Annotated in this window: 15 protein-coding genes; 7 read left to right on the forward strand and 8 right to left on the reverse strand. The window is 57.5% G+C overall.

The window, feature by feature from the left end; all coding sequences use genetic code 11:
• Positions 1-84: 84 nt before the first annotated feature.
• Together SOM48_RS04200 and SOM48_RS04205 are read left to right on the forward strand one after the other, a co-directional pair.
• Positions 85-3,183: a multidrug efflux RND transporter permease subunit gene (locus tag SOM48_RS04200; protein ID WP_320511497.1), complete on the forward strand. Its 3,099-nt coding sequence runs from the start codon at positions 85-87 to the stop codon at positions 3,181-3,183.
• Positions 3,184-3,306: 123 nt separating this feature from the next.
• Entirely contained in the window at positions 3,307-4,197 is an 891-nt protein-coding gene (locus SOM48_RS04205) for an oxidoreductase (RefSeq protein ID WP_320511498.1), read from the forward strand.
• A 5-nt stretch (positions 4,198-4,202) separates the two neighbouring features.
• Here the strand turns inward: SOM48_RS04205 and SOM48_RS04210 are convergent, their stop codons facing one another.
• The gene (locus SOM48_RS04210) at positions 4,203-4,994 is read right to left on the reverse strand and encodes an MBL fold metallo-hydrolase (protein ID WP_320511662.1); all 792 of its coding nucleotides are present in this window, start codon (positions 4,992-4,994) and stop codon (positions 4,203-4,205) included.
• An 82-nt stretch (positions 4,995-5,076) separates the two neighbouring features.
• Complete coding sequence (locus SOM48_RS04215; RefSeq protein WP_320511499.1) at positions 5,077-5,478, reverse strand: RidA family protein; 402 nt, start codon at positions 5,476-5,478, stop codon at positions 5,077-5,079.
• A gap of 141 nt (positions 5,479-5,619) precedes the next feature.
• Between SOM48_RS04215 and SOM48_RS04220 the strand changes: the two genes are divergently transcribed.
• Entirely contained in the window at positions 5,620-6,225 is a 606-nt protein-coding gene (locus tag SOM48_RS04220; RefSeq protein ID WP_279793169.1) for a TetR/AcrR family transcriptional regulator, read from the forward strand.
• Positions 6,226-6,273: 48 nt separating this feature from the next.
• Here SOM48_RS04220 and SOM48_RS04225 read toward each other — a convergent pair whose 3' ends face one another.
• Positions 6,274-6,465 carry a YfgG family protein gene (locus SOM48_RS04225; protein ID WP_071789562.1) on the reverse strand — a complete coding sequence of 64 codons (192 nt, stop codon included), beginning with the start codon at positions 6,463-6,465 and terminating at the stop codon, positions 6,274-6,276.
• Positions 6,466-6,815: 350 nt separating this feature from the next.
• Between SOM48_RS04225 and SOM48_RS04230 the strand changes: the two genes are divergently transcribed.
• The gene (locus tag SOM48_RS04230; protein WP_289745034.1) at positions 6,816-9,029 is read left to right on the forward strand and encodes a bifunctional diguanylate cyclase/phosphodiesterase; all 2,214 of its coding nucleotides are present in this window, start codon (positions 6,816-6,818) and stop codon (positions 9,027-9,029) included.
• Positions 9,030-9,042: 13 nt separating this feature from the next.
• Here the strand turns inward: SOM48_RS04230 and ppx are convergent, their stop codons facing one another.
• From ppx to purM, 4 genes are all read right to left on the reverse strand, one after another.
• Positions 9,043-10,584: an exopolyphosphatase gene (gene ppx / locus SOM48_RS04235; RefSeq protein ID WP_319550929.1), complete on the reverse strand. Its 1,542-nt coding sequence runs from the start codon at positions 10,582-10,584 to the stop codon at positions 9,043-9,045.
• Between the two features lie 3 nt (positions 10,585-10,587).
• A complete protein-coding gene (gene ppk1, locus SOM48_RS04240) occupies positions 10,588-12,648 on the reverse strand; it encodes a polyphosphate kinase 1 (protein WP_076768805.1) in 2,061 nt (686 codons plus the stop codon).
• A gap of 297 nt (positions 12,649-12,945) precedes the next feature.
• Entirely contained in the window at positions 12,946-13,587 is a 642-nt protein-coding gene (gene purN, locus SOM48_RS04245; protein ID WP_042713692.1) for a phosphoribosylglycinamide formyltransferase, read from the reverse strand.
• Positions 13,584-14,621, reverse strand: coding sequence for a phosphoribosylformylglycinamidine cyclo-ligase (gene purM, locus SOM48_RS04250; protein ID WP_042713694.1), 1,038 nt, complete (start codon positions 14,619-14,621; stop codon positions 13,584-13,586). The genes purN and purM overlap by 4 nt, the downstream gene beginning before the upstream one ends.
• A gap of 234 nt (positions 14,622-14,855) precedes the next feature.
• Here purM and upp point away from each other — a divergent pair, with 234 nt between their 5' ends.
• The 3 genes from upp (at position 14,856) to SOM48_RS04265 (ending at position 17,683) form a co-directional block, all read left to right on the forward strand.
• Positions 14,856-15,482 (forward strand): uracil phosphoribosyltransferase, encoded by a 627-nt coding sequence (gene upp / locus SOM48_RS04255; protein WP_023481179.1) that lies wholly within the window; start codon positions 14,856-14,858, stop codon positions 15,480-15,482.
• Between the two features lie 110 nt (positions 15,483-15,592).
• The gene (gene uraA / locus SOM48_RS04260; RefSeq protein WP_076768803.1) at positions 15,593-16,882 is read left to right on the forward strand and encodes a uracil permease; all 1,290 of its coding nucleotides are present in this window, start codon (positions 15,593-15,595) and stop codon (positions 16,880-16,882) included.
• Between the two features lie 99 nt (positions 16,883-16,981).
• Positions 16,982-17,683, forward strand: coding sequence for a DnaA inactivator Hda (locus tag SOM48_RS04265; RefSeq protein ID WP_034813832.1), 702 nt, complete (start codon positions 16,982-16,984; stop codon positions 17,681-17,683).
• A gap of 497 nt (positions 17,684-18,180) precedes the next feature.
• Here SOM48_RS04265 and arsC read toward each other — a convergent pair whose 3' ends face one another.
• Positions 18,181-18,540, reverse strand: coding sequence for an arsenate reductase (glutaredoxin) (gene arsC, locus SOM48_RS04270; RefSeq protein ID WP_054803515.1), 360 nt, complete (start codon positions 18,538-18,540; stop codon positions 18,181-18,183).
• Positions 18,541-18,543 lie beyond the last annotated feature (3 nt).

An 18,543-nucleotide genomic window follows, 5' to 3' on the forward strand; every position in this document is an offset into this window, starting at 1 on the left:
ATTATTGATTAACCAGGCGCAGAAAATGGCGAGTCATAATCATGCCCGCGCCTGATCCTCTGGACAACATGACAAAATAAAACCATGCCGCACTTTTTTATTGCACGCCCCGTTTTTGCCTGGGTTATTGCGCTATTTATTATCCTCGGCGGGCTGCTCGCTATTCCAAAGCTGCCCGTATCACAATATCCGGCGGTGGCACCGCCAGGGGTGATTATTTCCGTCACCTTTCCCGGTGCGACGCCGGAGATGATGAACACCTCGGTTATTTCGCTGATTGAGCGTGAGATCTCCGGCGTAGATAACATTCTCTATTTTGAGGCCACCAGCGATACCAGCGGCACGGCGTCGATTACCGTCACCTTCAAACCGGGCACCGATGTAAAGCTTGCGCAGATCGATCTGCAAAACCAGATCAAAATTGTTGAGCCACGTCTGCCGCAGGTAGTGCGGCAAAACGGCATCAGCGTCGATGCGGCAGAGACCGGCTTTTTGATGATGGTCGGGCTGAAATCGACGAACGGCAAGTATCAGGAGGCGGATCTCAGCGACTACTTTGCTCGCAATGTGACCGATGAGTTGCGCCGTCTTCCCGGCGTCGGCAAGGTGCAGCTTTTTGGCGGCGAGAAGGCGATGCGTATCTGGCTCGATCCGCTCAAGATGCACAGCTATCAGCTCTCAGTCAGCGATGTCACCACGGCGATTGCGCAGCAAAACGTGCTGGTCTCACCGGGACGCGTGGGAGACGAGCCTGCGCTAGCGGGGCAGCGCGTGACCTATCCGCTGACGGTTAAAGGCCAGCTCTCCTCCATTGAGGAGTTTCGCAATATTACGCTGAAGTCGAATACCACCGGCGCGCGTTTGCGGCTGGCGGATATCGCACGCGTCGAGAGCGGTTTGCAGAGCTACGCCTTTGGTATCCGCGAGAATGGCGTGCCGGCAACGGCTGCGGCGATCCAGCTCTCTACCGGGGCGAATGCCATTAATACCGCAGCGGCGGTGCATCAGCGTCTGGCGGAGCTGAAAAGCGTGCTGCCGGAAGGGATGGTCTTCACGGTACCTTTTGATACTGCGCCTTTCGTCAAACTCTCCATCTACAAAGTGGTGCAGACCTTTATTGAAGCGATGGTGCTGGTGTTCCTGGTGATGCTGCTCTTCCTGCATAAAGTGCGCTGTACGCTGATCCCGGCGATTGTCGCGCCTATCGCGCTACTCGGCACTTTTACCGTGATGCTGCTAAGCGGGTACTCCATCAATATCCTCACCATGTTTGGCATGGTGCTGGCGATTGGCATTATCGTCGATGACGCGATTGTGGTGGTTGAGAACGTCGAGCGCTTGATGGAGGAGCAGCGGATGACACCAGCAGATGCTACCCGGCAGGCGATGCACGAAATCACCCCGGCGATTATCGGTATCACGCTGGTGCTGACAGCGGTGTTTATCCCGATGGGCTTCGCCAGTGGCTCTGTTGGCCTGATCTACCGGCAATTCGCCATTGCGATGGCGGTATCGATCCTCTTTTCCGCCTTCCTGGCGCTCACCCTGACGCCTGCGCTCTGCGCAACGGTGCTGAAACCGCACACGGGCGCTGCACGCGGATTCTCCGCCCGCTTTAACCGCGCCTTTAACGGGCTGTCAGCGCGTTATGAATCCGGGCTTTTATGGGTGTTGATGCGCAGCGGCCGCATGCTGCTGATCTACGCCGCGCTCTGCATCGCGCTGTTTGCTGGTCTGGTGGCGCTGCCATCCTCCTTTTTACCCGAGGAGGATCAGGGCTACTTTATGTCCGCCATTCAGCTTCCCTCGGACGCCACCATGCAGCGCACCACGGAAGTAGTGGAGCAGTTTGAGCAGGCGCTCGTCGATCGCCAGGCCATTGACAGCAACCTGATGATCCTCGGTTTTGGCTTTTCAGGCTCCGGGCAGAACTCGGCGATGGCCTTTACCACCTTAAAAGGGTGGCAGGAGCGCCACGGCGCAACGGCGCAGAGTGAGGCCGATCTTATCCAGCAAAAAATGGAGTCCGTGCCGGGCGCGACGACCATGAGCCTGCTGCCGCCTGCTATCTCCGATATGGGCACCTCATCCGGGTTTACCTTTTATATTCAGGATCGGGCAGGGAAGGGGTATAGCGCGCTGAAACAGGCGGCGGAAACGCTGGTGGAGAAGGCGAATGAAAGCGGTGCGCTCTCTGATGTCTATATCGACGGTTTGCCGCAGGGCACCTCCATCTCGCTGACCATCGACCGTGAGAAAGCCGAGGCGATGGGCGTCTCGTTTGAAGAGATCAACCAGGCGATCTCCGTCGCCTCCGGCTCGAATTACGTTAATGACTACACGCAGAACGGTCGCTTACAGCAGGTGATTGTGCAGGCCGATGCCGCATACAGGATGCAGCCAGAGACGCTGCTCAACATCCCGCTGAAAAACAGAAGCGGTGAGATGGTTTTACTCTCAAGCGTGGTCAGCGCGACGTGGACCCAGTCGCCGCAGCAGCTCAACCGCTATCAGGGCTACCCGGCAATACGCATTACCGGCAGCGCCGCGCCGGGGCATTCAAGCGGCACCGGGATGGCGACTATGGAGCAGCTGGCGCGCGAACTGCCAGAGGGGTTTGGCGGCGAGTGGGCGGGCAGTTCGTTACAGGAAAAAGCCTCCGCCGCACAATTGCCGGGGCTGATTGCGCTGTCGGTGCTGGTGGTGTTTCTGGTGCTTGCCGCGCTGTATGAGAGCTGGTCGATCCCCTTTGCGGTGATGCTGGTGGTGCCGCTGGGGCTTATCGGTGCGCTTATCGCCGTGATCGTCGCCGGTATGAGTAATGATGTCTTTTTCAAAGTCGGGCTGATTACCTTGATTGGCCTGTCGGCGAAAAACGCCATTCTGATTATTGAGTTTGCCCGCCAGCTGCGTTTGCAGGGCAAAAGCACCCTCGAGGCGACGCTGATAGCATCGCGGCAGCGGCTGCGCCCCATTTTGATGACTTCGCTCGCCTTTACGCTCGGCGTGGTGCCGTTGATGATTGCCAGCGGCGCCAGCGCCAGTACGCAGCATGCGATTGGCACCGGGGTGTTTGGCGGCATGATCAGCGCCACCGTGCTGTCGCTATTTTTTGTGCCGGTCTTTTTCGTTGTCATCATGCGGATTTGCGAGTGGGCTACGCGGCGGGCAAAAGAGGCGTGAGACGAAATCGGCTGTCTTTCGTTCCGCAACGGGCTTATGGTGTTATGCAGGCGAAAACAGGCTTATGCGTCAATCTCGCCTGATGGGCACTGATAACCGATGATCACAGCAGGAGAACGTTTGATGTCTGAAAATCTTACGATTGCGCTGATTGGCCCGGGCGCGATTGGCACCACCATTGCCGCCGCGCTGCATGAAGTTGATCGCGCGCCGCTGCTCTGCGGGCGCACCGCCCATTCGCAGTTAACGCTGCGCCACGATGAGGGTGAGATTGTCGTCCCCGGCCCGGTTCTCACCGAGCCAGCGGCGATCCAGCAGCCGGTCGATTTACTGTTTGTGGCGGTGAAAACCACCCAGGTTGCCGAGAGCGCGGGCTGGCTCGCCGCGCTGTGCGATGAAAACACGGTGGTGTGCGCGCTGCAAAACGGTGTGGAGCAGAAAGCGCAACTCGCGCCGCTGGTCAATGGCGCGACGGTGCTCCCTTCCGTGGTCTGGTTTCCGGCGCAGCGCGAGCCGGATGCCTCTGTCTGGCTGCGGGCGAAACCGCGCCTGACCCTGCCGGATGTGCCGCAGGCACAGCGGGTGGTTGAGGCGTTAAGCGGCACGCGCTGCGCGGTCGACCTCTCTGCGGATTTTCTCTCTATCGCCTGGCGCAAGCTGTTGCAGAACGCGGCGGCCGGGCTGATGGTGCTGGCCAATCGCCGTGCCGGCATGTTTTCCCGCGACGATATTACCCAGCTGGCGCTGGCCTATTTACGGGAGTGCCTGGCCGTTGCGCGCGCCGAAGGGGCAGTGCTGAACGATGATGTGCCGCAGGAGATTGTCGGCAACTTCCAGCGCGCGCCTGCCGATCTGGGCACCTCTATTCTGGCCGACCGCCAGGCGAACCGCCCGCTGGAGTGGGATATCCGCAACGGCGTGATCCAGCGGCTCGGCCATGCGCACGGCATGGCGGTGCCCATCAGCGATGTGCTGGTGCCGTTGCTGGCGGCGGCCAGCGAAGGACCAGGCTGAGCCCATTAGCGCAGACAGGCCAGATACTTCTCGCCGGAACGCCGCACGATCGCTGCGGCGTTGTGCATAATCTCCCGGCCTTCAAATGCGCCGTAGAGCTGGGTGAAGTTTATCGCGCTCAGGCGGCGCAGCATGTCGCTCACCGTGTCTGCCGACAGCGGCAGCATATTCGGGTAGCTCCACATAAACGAGACCGCGTCATTGCCCGGCGCGACCTGCACAATATCTCCCGACAGCACAATACCCTCATCCCGCGCCCAGTAGAGCACCGCGCCGCCGGGAAAGTGGCCGCCGAGACGCATCACGCTCACGTCGCGGGTCAACTGAAGCGTATCACCCTCCCATAAATTCAGATAAGGCGTGTCGCGCATGATCCACTCGCGATCGCTGGCGTGAAGATAGATCGGTGCATCAAACTCGGCGGCCCACTCCTGCATGGTGGTGTAGTAGTGCGGGTGAGAGATGGCAATCGTTTTCAGCCCGCCCAGCGCGGCAATCAGCGTTTTTGTCGCCGCGTCGAGGGTGGCGATGCAGTCCCATAAAATATTCCCCTCCGGGGTTCTCACCAAAAAGGCGCGCTGGCCGATGGCAAAATCCGGCACCGTTTGCAGGCTGAAGAGATCCGCCTCGTGCTGCGCCCACTTATTGGTATGGGAAGCCAGCAGCTCGGCAGGATCGACCCACTGTTGCCCGCCGGGCGGCACAAACTGCCGCTCATCAACACAGATTTTGCACTGCTGCGGGTGTTTGCCTGCGGTCTCATACGAGGTGCCGCAGGCCCGGCATAAGGTCATCATCATCACTTCTCCGTTGTGCAGTAAGGACAGGATCAGCCTGGCACATCACGCCGCAGCGGTGTGGTGGTTCGTGCGTTGCGCGCTACGGCTGCGCGTCGGGAATGCGGGCAATCACTTTGATTTCAAAGTCAAAACCCGCCAGCCAGTTGACGCCCACTGCCGTCCAGTTGGGGTAGGGCGGTTGCGGGAAAATCGCCTGTTTCACCTGCATGATGGCCGGGAACTGCGCTTCCGGGTCGGTATGGAAGGTGGTGACATCGATAAGATCGTCAAAGGTACAGCCAGCAGCGGCAAGGGTTGCGCTGAGGTTCGCAAAGGCAAGCTCAACCTGGCGGGCAAAATCGGGCTCCGGCGTGCCATCTTCCCGGCTGCCGACCTGGCCGGAGACAAAGAGCAGATCGCCGGAGCGGATGGCGGCGGAGTAGCCGTGCGCTTCATAAAGCGCATGACGGTTGGCAGGGAAAACAGCTTCGCGACGGATCATCGTGGTTCCTTTTGGCAATGTAGTTGGGACGAGTGCGCGGCGCAGGGAAAAGGTTTAATATACGCCACGTATATGAAATTAATATCACATACGCGACGTATGTCAAATGAGATACACGGCGTATGTGAAAAGGAGAGGATGATGGCCGGTAAACGCCGCAGTGAAACGATGGAAGAGAACCGCGCGAAATTGCTGGCGGCAGCGCGACGAGCCTTTGCCGAAAAAGGCTTTGCCGCCGCTTCGATGGATGAGCTAACCGCCAGCGTCGGCCTGACGCGCGGCGCGCTGTATCACAATTTTGGCGATAAAAAAGGGCTGCTGGCTGCCGTGGTTGCCGAGATCGATGGTGAGATGGCGCAGCGGGCGAAGGCCGAGGCCGCGAAAGCCGGCGACGCATGGCAGCAACTGTTAGCCGAAGGCATTACCTACATTAAAATGGCGCTGGATGAAGAGGTGCGGCGCATTGTTCTGCTTGATGGCCCGGCGTTTCTCGGCGATCCGGCTCAGTGGCCAAGCCAGAATAGCTGCCTCGAAGCCACGCGCCAGACGGTGATCACCATGATTGAAAGGGGGGAACTCAAGCCGGTTGATGCCGACGCCGCCGCGCGCCTGCTAAACGGTGCGGCGTTAAATGCCGCCCTGTGGGTCGCTGCCAGCGACGAGCCAGAGCAGGCGTTACCAAAGATGATTGACGCCTTTATCGCGCTGGCGAGTGGCTTGCGCACTACTCCTGACGAGGGAAAATAAGCGTGCGTAACTCCACGCGACAGCGTGCAGGCAAAAAAACGGAAATCGTTAACGTTGGGCGGTGGGGTCGATAGTCTGGCTAACAGGTTGTAACTGGCTTTTTTCCTGATGATGATACCAGGCGCCAACAGAGGAATAGACAAAACGGCCGAAGAAGAAGAGGAAGCTGATAAGAAGTACGATACGGGTCATGCGACTGTCAAATCGATGTCGTTTTCGCATACTGGTTGCCTGACTCACAATGGTTCCTTAGGAATACCCGAACAACGGGCGACGGGGACATTAAGTCACACTCTCTTATTAAGATCAATCGTGCTTGCCGCAAAAACAGTGTGAATAAAATATCACCACACTTTATATAAGATAAATTAATTATTTACACCTTAAATAAAAAAGCGCGAGATCGGTAATAATCAGCCGAATATAACCGCGTCGCGGCGGATTACTTGATCTAAAACAATTGTCACTCCGCATTGACCTCTTAAATTTCTTATCATTTGCGCACTGCCACGCTGTTTGGGCTTCGTGTAGTCAGGCTGGAAACCTGTCTTAACCACCTCTCTCGCGTTATGCGGGTTTGCTGAGTGATTATGTCATTGATAAGAAGTTACAACAGATACAAAGACAGATGGTGGGCGCTGCCGCTCATCATCACCCCCGTTTTCTACCCGCTCGTTAATCTGGCAAATACGTTCACCATTATTTCAGGTCAGGAGGTGATGCTCTATTACCTGCCGATGGCCCTGTTCACCACCATGATGACATTCTTTGGCTGGGCCGCATTGCCGGGTGTGATCATCGCCTTAACCTGGCATTATGCCTCTGCTGGCCCGTTCGTCGTGGTGGAGCGATGCGTGCATATGCTGATTCCGCTGCTGCTAAGCTGGTTCGGCTACCGGCTTTTTGTCGCCCGTCGCCATCAAATTGCCTATGGTTCGACGCGGCAGATGACGCAGCGGGTCTTCTGGCAGGTGCTCAGCCCCGCCACGCTCTACCTGATCCTGCTTGAACTGGGTGTCTGGCTGAATCTTGATGTTGCGGTTAATGAGGGCGGGGCGCTGGCGCTTAATGTGCCCACGTTGATTAACTACCAGGCGCTGCTGGTGGGGGCCATCACCGGCGTGCCCTTTAGCTATTTAGTGATCCGTATTTTGCGCCATCCGCGCTATGCGATTGCCTGGTTCTCACAGCTGCGAGCAGAGTTCGACCGAAAAGTTACGCGAATAGAGCTGCTGATCTGGTTAGGCATTATCACCGCCATTTTGCTGCTGTTGCTGCGGCCGCTGAATAATAACAGCTCGATATTCAGCACTAACTACACGCTGTCACTGCTGCTGCCGGTGATGCTGTGGGGCTCAATGCGTTACGGCTTTCGCTTTATGCTCTTTATCTGGACACCGCTGCTGGTGCTCTCGGTTCACTTTTACTATCACTATCTGCCCAATTCGCCGACCTGGGATGTGCAACTGGCGATTGCCTCCTCCAGCTATCTGGTCTTCTCTTTTATGATCCTCGCGATGGCGATTATGGCGACCCGCCAGCGGCAGGTGCACGATCGCGCCCGGCGGCTGGCCTATATCGACCCGGTCACCCATATGCCGAACCTGCGCGCCCTGAGCCGATCGCTTGCGGATACTCCCTGGTCGGTGCTCTGTTTTTTACGCGTGCCGGAGCTGGAGCTACTCGGGCGCAACTATGGCGTCTGGCTGCGTATTCAGTACAAACAGCACATGGCGGACTGGCTTAAGCCGCTGCTCTCGGCAGAAGAGAGTGTCCACCAGCTCTCCGGCCACGATCTGGTGATTCGCCTGAATACCCAATCACACCAGACGCGCATCGAGGCGCTGGATGCGCGGGTCAAACAGTTTCGTTTCGTCTGGGATGAGATGCCGCTCCAGCCGCAGGTCGGCTTTAGCTACTGTTATGTGCGCTCGCCGGTCAAACATCTCTATATGTTGCTGGGGGAGCTGAGCACAATTGCCGATCTGTCGCTGGCGACCCACCACCCGGAAAGCCTGCAAAACCGCGGAGCGGCGAATGTGCAGCGCGGGGTGAAAAGCAAAGTGGAGATGATGAACCGCCTGCAACTGGCGCTGGAGCAGGATCATTTTGTGCTGATGGCGCAGCGGATCCAGGGCGTGCGCGGCGACGATTATCACGAAATCCTGCTGCGGATGCGCGAGGAGAGCGGCGAGATCATCAAGCCCGATCTCTTTTTGCCGGTGGCCCATGAGTTTGGCCTCTCATCGCGCATCGACCTGTGGGTGACGGAGCATGTCCTGCGCTTTATGGCGCAGCACCACGAGGCGCTTCCCGGCCAGCGTTTCGCCATTAACCTCTCTCCATCCTCCCTCTGCCGCACGCACTTCGCCCAAGAGGTGCTCAACCTGCTTGAGATGTACGGCGTTGAGCCGTGGCAGCTTATTTTTGAGATCACCGAAAGCAATGCTTTGCCGAGCCTGGCGCAGGCGATCAATACCTTATCGCAGCTGCAACAGATGGGCTGCCGGGTGGCGATTGATGATTTTGGCACCGGCTATGCCAGCTATGCGCGGCTGAAAACCGTGTCGGCGGATATTTTGAAGATTGATGGTAGTTTTATCCGCAACATTGTTGCCAGCAGTCTCGATTACCAGATTGTGGCCTCGATCTGCCATCTGGCGCGGATGAAGAAGATGCAGGTGGTGGCGGAGTATGTGGAGAGTGAAGAGATACGCAGCGCGGCGGTCGCGCTGGGTATCGATTATCTTCAGGGGTATTTGATTGGCAAACCCGCGCCGCTGGCGGCGCTGGTGGAGGAGTAGCGACTGTGGCGGTTTACGCCGCCACAGTCGGGGACTGCTCCTCTTCGATCTTCAGCCGCCAGCCGGTTACCGCTTCCCAGTACTCCTGCTCTTTTTCCAGATCCAGCAGCACCAGCGCATTCTGGCTAAACCAGTCATGGGGGAAGCTCAGCGTCCAGTGGTTGTCATCGGTTTTCAGCCGCAGCGTCGGCGGCGTGGTGGTCGCCTGGCGCTGGTTATTCAACAGCACGCCGAGACGCAAGATCTGCACCAGCGGTAAAAACTGTTTCTTTTTAAACAGCGTAAAGCGCGGGATCTCATCGAGCTTGATCGCCTTGCGGTGGTAGCGCACCATCGTCGCCATCATCAGCTGCTGCTCCTGGTTAAAGCCGGGCAGATCGCTGTTTTGCAGAATGTAAGCCGAGTGGCGGTGCATGCCGCTGTGGTTAATATTCAGCCCCACTTCATGCAGCATCGCCGCCCATTTCAGCAGTGCCGCCAGCTGCGGGCTGCCAAGTTTCGGGTTCTGCGCTTGCCACTGATCGTAAATCAGGGTGGTGGTATCCAGCACGCGGCGCGCCTGATCGCGGTCGATGTTGTACTGGCTTGCCAGGCTCTGCGCGGTACGGCTGCGAATATCCTGATGGCGGAAACGCCCCTCCATCTCATACAGCACCCCTTCACGCAGCGCGCCGTCGGAGAGCCGCAGTTCGCGGATCGCCAGCGCGTCGAACACGCCGCAAAGGATCGCCAGACCCGGCACGAACACCACTTTACGCTCATCGGAGAGGCCCGGCAGGGTCAGCTCGCTGAAACTCTTAAATTTCAGCACTTCGGCGACCACTCTCTCCAGCCGCTCCGGGGTGATAATGCCATCCTTCTCGCCCAGTGCGATCAGCACTTCATGCACCGCTTTAATCGTGCCGGAGGCGCCAAGCGCCACGTTCCAGCCCTGAATGCGGTACTGCCAGGCCAGCGACTCCAGCTTCTGCGTCGCTGCCATGCGCGCGCGGCGGAAGTTTTCGCCGTTAATGGTGCTGCCCGCAAAGTAGAGCTGGGCAAAGCTGACGCAGCCCATCCGACGGCTCTCAACCAGCTGCGGCTGAAAATCTTCGCCGATTACCAGCTCCGTCGAGCCACCGCCGATATCAACCACCAGCTTGCGGCCTTTCTCCGGCTGCGTGTGCTCAACGCCCATAAAAATCAGGCGCGCCTCTTCGTTGCCGGGGATGATCTCAATCGGGTAGGGGATCACTTTTTCGGCGCGTTTGAGAAACTCTGTCGCGTTCAGCGCCTGGCGCAGCGTATGCGTACCGACGATGCAGACGCTGGCCGGATCGAAGCCCTGTAAGCGTTCGGCAAACAGCGACAGGCAGGCAAGCCCGCGCTCCATCGCCTCTTCGCTCAGCATGTTATTGCTGTCCAGCCCGTCAGCCAGATGCACGCGCTGCTTAAGGCGACCAATGATTTGCATCGCGCCATCCACCACACGGGCAATCACCATGTGGAAACTGTTTGAACCCAAATCGACCGCGGCGAACTCCTCCGGTCTTGGCATCTTCTCTTGTATCGGCATAGATTATTCGGACTGTTCGAGGGATTTGATATAGTCGTAAATCGCTAGTTGGGAGCGTACTTTACGACGATTCCCGCGTGGCACATAGCGATTACTCAGTTCTTTGTCGATATAACGAGCTTTCACCGTATCACTGAATTGCAGCTCCATAATATCCAGCACCCGCTGTTTCAGGCGCGGATCGAGAATGGGCGCGGCCACTTCAATACGGTAATCAATATTGCGCGTCATCCAGTCGGCGGAGGAGAGCCAGACGCGCTTTTCGCCGCCGTGTTCGAAAATATAGATGCGATCGTGCTCAAGATAGCGGTCAACGATACTGATCACCCGAATATTGTCGCTGATGCCTTCAAGATTGGGGATCAGCGAGCACATGCCGCGCACCAGCAAGTTCACCGGCACGCCGGAACAGGACGCCGCATAGAGCCTGTCCACCAGCCCTTTATCAACCAGGTTATTCAGCTTCAGCGTGATGCCGGACGGGTTACCCTTCTGCGCGTTGGCGATTTCCGCATCGATCATGTCATAAAGCAGGCGGCGCGAGTTTTGCGGCGACACCAGCAGATAGTCGAACTGCACCGGTCGATAGGGGTTCTCGATAAAGTTAAACACCCGGCGCACTTCGTTAGTAATACGCGCGTCGGCGGTCAGCAGCGAGTAGTCGGAGTAGATGCGCGCGGTTTTCTCGTTGAAGTTACCGGTGCCGATATGGGCATAGCGCACGATCTCTTCGCCTTCCATACGCGAGATGAGGAACAGCTTGGCGTGAATTTTTAAGCCTGGCGCGGAGAAGATCACCTGCACGCCCGCTTCCGTCAGCCGTTTGGCCCAGTGAATATTGGCCTCTTCATCAAAACGCGCCTGCAGCTCCACCACCACGGTCACTTTTTTGCCGTTGTGCGCGGCGTGGATCATCGAGTCGATGATGCGCGAATCTTTTGCCACGCGGTAGATGTTGATTTTGATTGCCAGCACGTTCGGGTCGAATGACGCCTGGCGCAGCATCTCCAGCACATGCTCAAAGGTGTGGTAGGGATAGTAGAGCAGCACATCGCGCTCGCGGATGGCGTCGAAACCGTTGCGGAATTTATCAAACCAGACGTGACGCAGGCGCGGCAGCGGTTTGTTGACCAGATTGGCTTTGCCGACATTCGGGAAACCAATAAAGTCTTTAAAGTTGTGGTAACGCCCGCCGGGAATAATCGAGTCGTAGCGGGAGATGGTCAGCTTCTCGCGCAGCATCTCAACCATCGCATCCGGCATATCGCGCTGGTAAACAAACCGCACCGGCTCGGCGGTCAGGCGCTGTTTCAGGCTTGAGGACATCAGCTCCATCAGGCTCGACTCCATCTCGTGCACCAGGTCATATTCGGCGTCACGGGTCATTTTCATCGAGTAGGCGTTGAGCGAGTCGTAATCGAAGAAGCCTTTGAAGATATCATCCAGGCAGTAGCGCAGAATGTTATCCAGCAGGATCATTGGCTTGCGGCGGCGCGGCGTCTCCGGCGGCAGGTTGACGAAGCGCGGCACTTTGTCTGAGGGAATTTCCAGCAGCGCGTAGCGGATATCGTCGCCGCGAATGATCTCCACCGCCAGATAGGTGTAATCATCCTTCAGGAAGCGCACCAGATTGGTTTCGCGGGTGATAAGCGTCGGCGTGATGTGCTGGCGCAGGTACTGTTTAAAGTAGCTGCGCAGCCAGCTTTGCTGGTTTTGCGAGAGCTGGCGTTCGTTAATCAGGAAGATCTGATTACGCGCCATCTCCAGCAGCAGGTCGTTATAGAGCCCGTCGAACTCCTGGTCGGCTTTCAATACGCGAGACTGAATTTTGCCCAGCAGATGACGTGAATTGGTCGCCACGCCCTGTTCTTCGCTGATGATCAGCCGCCGCTTAAGCTCGGCGAAACGGACCTTATAGAACTCATCAAGGTTGTTGGAATAGATCCCCAGAAAACGCATGCGTTCGATAAGGGGGTTACTTTTGTCCGCGGCTTCCTGAAGCACGCGTTCGTTAAAGCATAACCAGCTTAGTTCTTTTTCGAGATATAACTTTTCCTGACCCATTCCTGTTTACACTCCGGTTCTTTCTCGAAGCACGGACACTCCCGCTCGCACATGCGGTGCTTCGACTTGCAGGTGAACGTTGCTGGCGTTCCTTCGTATAAGACAACTTATTATGGCGAGCTTTGTTAGCAGATGTCCAACTGTGGCAAAAAAGTATGACAGTAATCAGTTTTATTGCTTAACGTGATGAAAAATAGTGCGGAGTAGTGAGGGAAGGGGGAGGAGCCGGAGATGGTTTCGCCTCTCCGGCACAGAATAGAGCCAGGCTGCGAAAGCCGCAGCCGGGGAAACGCGCAATTATTCGTCCGCTGCATACCCTTCAGGCGGTAAACGCAGGCCATCAAGCCAGGCACCGCCCTCCTGCATGGTCAGGCGACCCTCGACAAACCAGCTCACCACCAGCGGATAGATCGCATGCTCCTGCGCCTGCACGCGGGCAGTAATATCCTCTTCGCTATCACCCGCAAACACCGGTACTTTCGCCTGCAAAATTACCGGGCCGCCATCCAGTTCGTCAGTGACAAAGTGCACGCTGGTGCCGTGCTCCTCATCGCCGTTTTCCAGCACTTGGCGGTGGGTATGCAAACCGGGGTATTTCGGTAACAGGGAGGGGTGGATATTGAGCAGGCGACCGGCGTAGTGGGCAACAAACGCCGGGCTGAGGATGCGCATATAACCCGCCAGCACCACAACATCCGGCGCGTAGGCGTCAATCTCCTGCATCAGCTCACGATCGAATGCGTCGCGGTTGGCAAACTGATCTGCGCTCAGCGCATGAGCGGGAATATTCGCTTCCCGCGCACGCTGAAGGCCGAACGCGTCGGCCTTATTACTGAAAACTGCCCGCAGGGTGCCGTTGATTCTTTTCTGTTTGCAGGCGTCGATAATCGCCTGCAAATTACTGCCGTTGCCGGAAATCAGCACCACAATGTTTTTCATTCAATAACCACACGCTCGCTGGAATCAGAAGCTTTGATCATACCGATTTTCCATGCCTTTTCACCTTTGGCATTCATCAGCTCAATCGCTTTATCCACTTCCTGCGCGGGCAGGGCGATCACCATGCCAACGCCGCAGTTAAAGGTGCGGTACATTTCGTGACGGCTGACGTTACCGGCGCTCTGCAGCCAGTCAAACACCGCCGGCCACTGCCAGGAGGATTCGTCAATAACGGCCTGGGTGTTATCCGGCAGCACGCGCGGAATATTCTCCCAGAAACCGCCGCCGGTGAGGTGCGCAACCGCATGAACCTCAACCTTTTCGATCAGCTCCAGCACGGATTTGACGTAAATGCGGGTCGGTTCCAGCAGATGATCGGCCAGTGATTTGCCTTCCAGCTGCGTGGTCAGCGGATCGGTGCCGCTCACTTCGAGGACTTTGCGCACCAGCGAGTAGCCGTTGGAGTGCGGGCCGCTGGAGCCAAGGGCAACCAGCACATCGCCATCGGCGACTTTGCTACCGTCGATAATCTCTGATTTTTCTACTACGCCGACGCAGAAACCGGCCACATCATAGTCGTCGCCGTGATACATGCCCGGCATCTCTGCCGTTTCGCCGCCGACCAGCGCGCAGCCGGACTGCAAACACCCTTCGGCAATACCGTTAATCACGCTGGCGGCGGTATCGACATCCAGTTTGCCGGTGGCGTAGTAGTCGAGGAAGAAGAGGGGCTCTGCGCCCTGTACCACCAGATCGTTAACGCACATCGCGACAAGGTCGATGCCGATGGTGTCGTGACGTTTCAGATCCATCGCCAGACGCAGTTTGGTGCCTACGCCATCAGTGCCGGAAACCAGAACTGGCTCACGATATTTTTGCGGCAACGCGCACAGCGCGCCGAAGCCGCCCAGCCCGCCCATCACTTCCGGGCGACGGGTCTTCTTCACCACGCCTTTGATTCGGTCTACCAGAGCATTGCCCGCGTCAATATCAACACCGGCATCTTTATAGCTGAGAGAGGTTTTATCGGTCACTGCTTCTGTCCCCACGCGTTTTCTAGCGGTAGCAATAAAAATTCGGCGCAATTCTAACAGCCAAGGCAAACGTTTGCGAGTCCATTGTTGCAGGGCGCGGTCGATTATTGTTTTATACTCTTCTCCAGCTGAATTGATCGCGATCAAGCGGCTGCCTGTAGCGAAACGGGAAAAAAGCGGTATAATCCGGCGATTTTTTTTGTGGTTGCCACCTGTCAGCGGAAGGAGAAGAGTATGAAGGTCGTGGAAGTAAAACACCCACTCGTCAAACACAAGCTGGGCCTGATGCGAGAGAACGACATCAGCACCAAACGCTTTCGTGAACTCGCCTCAGAAGTAGGCAGCCTGCTGACTTATGAAGCTACTGCGGATCTGGAAACCGAGAAGGTGACTATCGAAGGCTGGAACGGCCCGGTAGAGATCGACCAGATCAAGGGTAAGAAAATTACCGTGGTGCCGATCCTCCGCGCCGGTCTGGGGATGATGGAAGGCGTGCTGGAGCATGTGCCAAGCGCGCGCATCAGCGTTGTCGGTATCTACCGCAACGAAGAGACGCTGGAGCCGGTGCCTTACTTCCAGAAACTGGTATCGAACATCGATGAGCGTATGGCGCTGGTGGTTGACCCGATGCTGGCGACCGGCGGTTCAATGATCGCCACCATCGATCTGCTGAAAAACGCCGGCTGCACCACTATTAAGGTGCTGGTGCTGGTGGCCGCGCCGGAAGGCGTCGCTGCGCTGGAGAAAGCGCACCCGGATGTAGAGCTCTACACCGCATCTATCGACCAGGGTCTTAACGAGCAGGGGTACATCATCCCGGGGCTCGGCGATGCCGGCGATAAGATTTTTGGGACGAAGTAACTGACAACACAATGAAAGCCGACTTTGATAGTCGGCTTTTTTTTGGGAAACAGAACACTGCCCGCCGCACCGGACGGGGAGATTAACAACAACACTCAGAGGAAAACACTATGACGCGCCGTGCTATCGGGGTGAGTGAAAGACCGCCGCTTTTGCAGACGATCCCGCTTAGTTTGCAGCACTTGTTCGCCATGTTTGGCGCAACCGTGCTGGTGCCAATCCTGTTTCATATCAACCCGGCCACCGTGCTGCTGTTTAACGGTGTCGGTACGCTGCTCTATATCTTTATCTGTAAAGGGAAGATCCCCGCTTACCTCGGCTCCAGCTTTGCTTTTATCTCGCCGGTGCTGCTGCTGTTGCCGCTGGGTTATGAAGTGGCGCTGGGCGGATTCATTATGTGCGGCGTGCTCTTCTGCCTGGTGGCGCTGATTGTCAAAAAAGCGGGCACCGGCTGGCTGGACGTGATGTTCCCGCCTGCGGCAATGGGCGCCATTGTGGCGGTGATCGGCCTCGAGTTAGCGGGCGTGGCGGCGAATATGGCCGGCTTGCTGCCCGCAGACGGACAGAGCGCTGACAGCAAAACCATCACCATTTCGCTGGTGACGCTGGCGGTGACGGTCTTTGGTTCAGTGCTGTTCCGCGGTTTTCTGGCGATTATCCCGATTCTGATCGGCGTGCTGGCGGGCTATGCGCTCTCCTTCGCCATGGGCGTTGTCGATACCACACCTATCGCCCAGGCGCACTGGTTCGCGCTGCCAACCTTCTACACCCCGCGTTTTGAGTGGTTCGCTATCTTCACCATACTGCCGGCGGCGCTGGTGGTGATTGCTGAGCACGTCGGGCATCTGGTGGTGACGGCGAATATCGTCAAACGCGATCTGATCCGCGACCCGGGCCTGCACCGCTCGATGTTCGCCAATGGCCTGTCGACGATGATCTCCGGCTTCTTCGGTTCGACGCCCAACACCACTTACGGTGAGAATATCGGCGTGATGGCGATTACCCGCGTCTATAGCACCTGGGTGATTGGCGGGGCGGCGATTATCGCTATTCTGCTCTCCTGCGTCGGCAAGCTGGCGGCGGCGATCCAGATCATTCCGGTGCCGGTAATGGGCGGCGTGTCGCTGCTGCTCTACGGGGTGATCGGTGCTTCGGGGATCCGCGTGCTGATTGAGTCGAAAGTGGACTACAGCAAAGCGCAAAACCTGATCCTCACCTCGGTGATCCTGATTATCGGCGTCAGCGGCGCGAAGGTGCATATCGGCGCGGCAGAGCTGAAAGGGATGGCGCTGGCGACCATTGTCGGCGTTGGCCTGAGCCTGATCTTCAAGCTGATTAGCGTGCTGCGTCCGGAAGAGGTGATACTGGATGCGCCAGAAAATGAGCAGGCGAAACCGTAAGTAGCGCACAGAATTGAACCGGGCCTCGCGCCCGGTTCAAACGGCGTCGATTTTTATGATAGACTCACTGCGTTTTTTGTAAGCCCTGTTGAGGTACCTCTGAACACGCCGGCACAGCTCTCCCTGCCATTATTTTTACCCGATGATGAAACCTTTGCGAGTTTCTGGCCGGGTGATAACCCCTCCTTACTGGCGGCGTTACAAAACGTTTTGCGCGAGGCGCACAGCGGTTATATCTATTTCTGGTCACGCGAAGGTGCCGGGCGCAGCCATCTGCTGCATGCCGCCTGCGCCGAACTCTCCCAGCGCGGCGATGCCGTGGGCTATGTGCCGCTCGATAAACGCACCTGGTTTGTCCCGGAAGTGCTGGAAGGGATGGAGCATCTGTCGCTGGTCTGCATCGATAATATCGAATGCATCGCGGGCGATGAGCCGTGGGAGATGGCGATCTTTAACCTCTACAACCGCATTCTGGAGCAGGGTAAAACTCGCCTGCTGATCACCGGTGACCGGCCGCCGCGCCAGCTCAATCTCGGCTTGCCGGATCTGGCCTCGCGTCTCGACTGGGGGCAGATCTATAAGCTGCAACCGCTCTCCGATGAGGACAAACTGCAGGCGCTGCAATTACGCGCGCGCATTCGCGGCTTTGAGCTGCCGGAAGATGTCGGCCGTTTTCTGCTGAAAAGGTTGGATCGCGAGATGCGCACGCTGTTCGACACCCTCGATCAGCTGGATCGCGCTTCGATCACCGCCCAGCGCAAGCTCACCATCCCGTTTGTGAAAGATATTCTGCAGCTGTAGGTGCTTCTTCTGCCGGATGGCGGCGTGCCGCCTTCTCCGGCCTACAAGGGCCTGGAATCTGTTGCGTAGGCCGGATAAGCGTGAGCGCCATCCGGCACTGCACTGCGGCCTCTTCTGCCGGATGGCGGCGTACCGCCTTATCCGGCCTACAAGGGCCTGGAATCTGTTGCGTAGGCCGGATAAGCGTGAGCGCCATCCGGCACTGCACTGCGGCTTCTTCTGCCCGATAGCAGCGTACCGCCTTATCCGGCCTACAAGGGCCTGGAATCTATTGCGTAGGCCGGATAAGCGTGAGTGCCATCCGGCATTGCACTATGGCTTTTCTGCCGGATAGCAGCGTACCGCCTTATCCGGCCTACAAGAGCCTGGAATCTGTTGCGTAGGCCGGATAAGCGTGAGCGCCATCCGGCACTGCAATGCGGCTTCCTCTGCCGGATGGCGGCGTAACGCCTTATCCGGCCTACAAAAGCTTGTGGCCTACGGCCCGGCAATCACACTTACCCGACGATCTCCATTACGCTTTCCGGCGGGCGGCCAATGCGTGCTTGACCGTTGGCTACCACGATGGGCCGCTCGATCAATTTCGGATTCTCCACCATCGCCTGCACCAGCGCCGCTTCGGACAACGCACTGTCGCCGAGATTGAGCGATTTATAGAGCTCCTCTTTCGTGCGCATCAACTCCCGCGCGCTCGACATGCCAAGCCACTGCAACAGCTGTTTAATCGTTGCCGCATCCGGCGGCGTCTCCAGATAGAGCACCACCTCCGGGTCAACACCGTTGGCTTGCAGCAGGCTCAGGGTTTCGCGGCTCTTGGAGCAGCGGGGGTTATGGTAGATTTTTACTGCGTCTGACATCTT

It is taken from the genome of Kosakonia sp. CFBP8986, assembly GCF_034044935.1.
Lineage (GTDB): Bacteria > Pseudomonadota > Gammaproteobacteria > Enterobacterales > Enterobacteriaceae > Kosakonia > Kosakonia cowanii.

Excerpts from the sequence above, each read along its gene's own strand:
- SOM48_RS04200 (WP_320511497.1), top strand. The coding sequence starts at position 85 with ATGCCGCACTTTTTTATTGCACGCCCCGTTTTTGCCTGGGTTATTGCG.
- SOM48_RS04215 (WP_320511499.1), bottom strand. The coding sequence starts at position 5,478 with ATGATCCGTCGCGAAGCTGTTTTCCCTGCCAACCGTCATGCGCTTTAT.
- ppx (WP_319550929.1), bottom strand. The coding sequence starts at position 10,584 with ATGCCGATACAAGAGAAGATGCCAAGACCGGAGGAGTTCGCCGCGGTC.
- purN (WP_042713692.1), bottom strand. The coding sequence starts at position 13,587 with ATGAAAAACATTGTGGTGCTGATTTCCGGCAACGGCAGTAATTTGCAG.
- upp (WP_023481179.1), top strand. The coding sequence starts at position 14,856 with ATGAAGGTCGTGGAAGTAAAACACCCACTCGTCAAACACAAGCTGGGC.
- SOM48_RS04220 (WP_279793169.1), top strand. The coding sequence starts at position 5,620 with ATGGCCGGTAAACGCCGCAGTGAAACGATGGAAGAGAACCGCGCGAAA.
- SOM48_RS04210 (WP_320511662.1), bottom strand. The coding sequence starts at position 4,994 with ATGATGACCTTATGCCGGGCCTGCGGCACCTCGTATGAGACCGCAGGC.
- arsC (WP_054803515.1), bottom strand. The coding sequence starts at position 18,540 with ATGTCAGACGCAGTAAAAATCTACCATAACCCCCGCTGCTCCAAGAGC.
- uraA (WP_076768803.1), top strand. The coding sequence starts at position 15,593 with ATGACGCGCCGTGCTATCGGGGTGAGTGAAAGACCGCCGCTTTTGCAG.
- ppk1 (WP_076768805.1), bottom strand. The coding sequence starts at position 12,648 with ATGGGTCAGGAAAAGTTATATCTCGAAAAAGAACTAAGCTGGTTATGC.
- SOM48_RS04205 (WP_320511498.1), top strand. The coding sequence starts at position 3,307 with ATGTCTGAAAATCTTACGATTGCGCTGATTGGCCCGGGCGCGATTGGC.
- SOM48_RS04230 (WP_289745034.1), top strand. The coding sequence starts at position 6,816 with ATGTCATTGATAAGAAGTTACAACAGATACAAAGACAGATGGTGGGCG.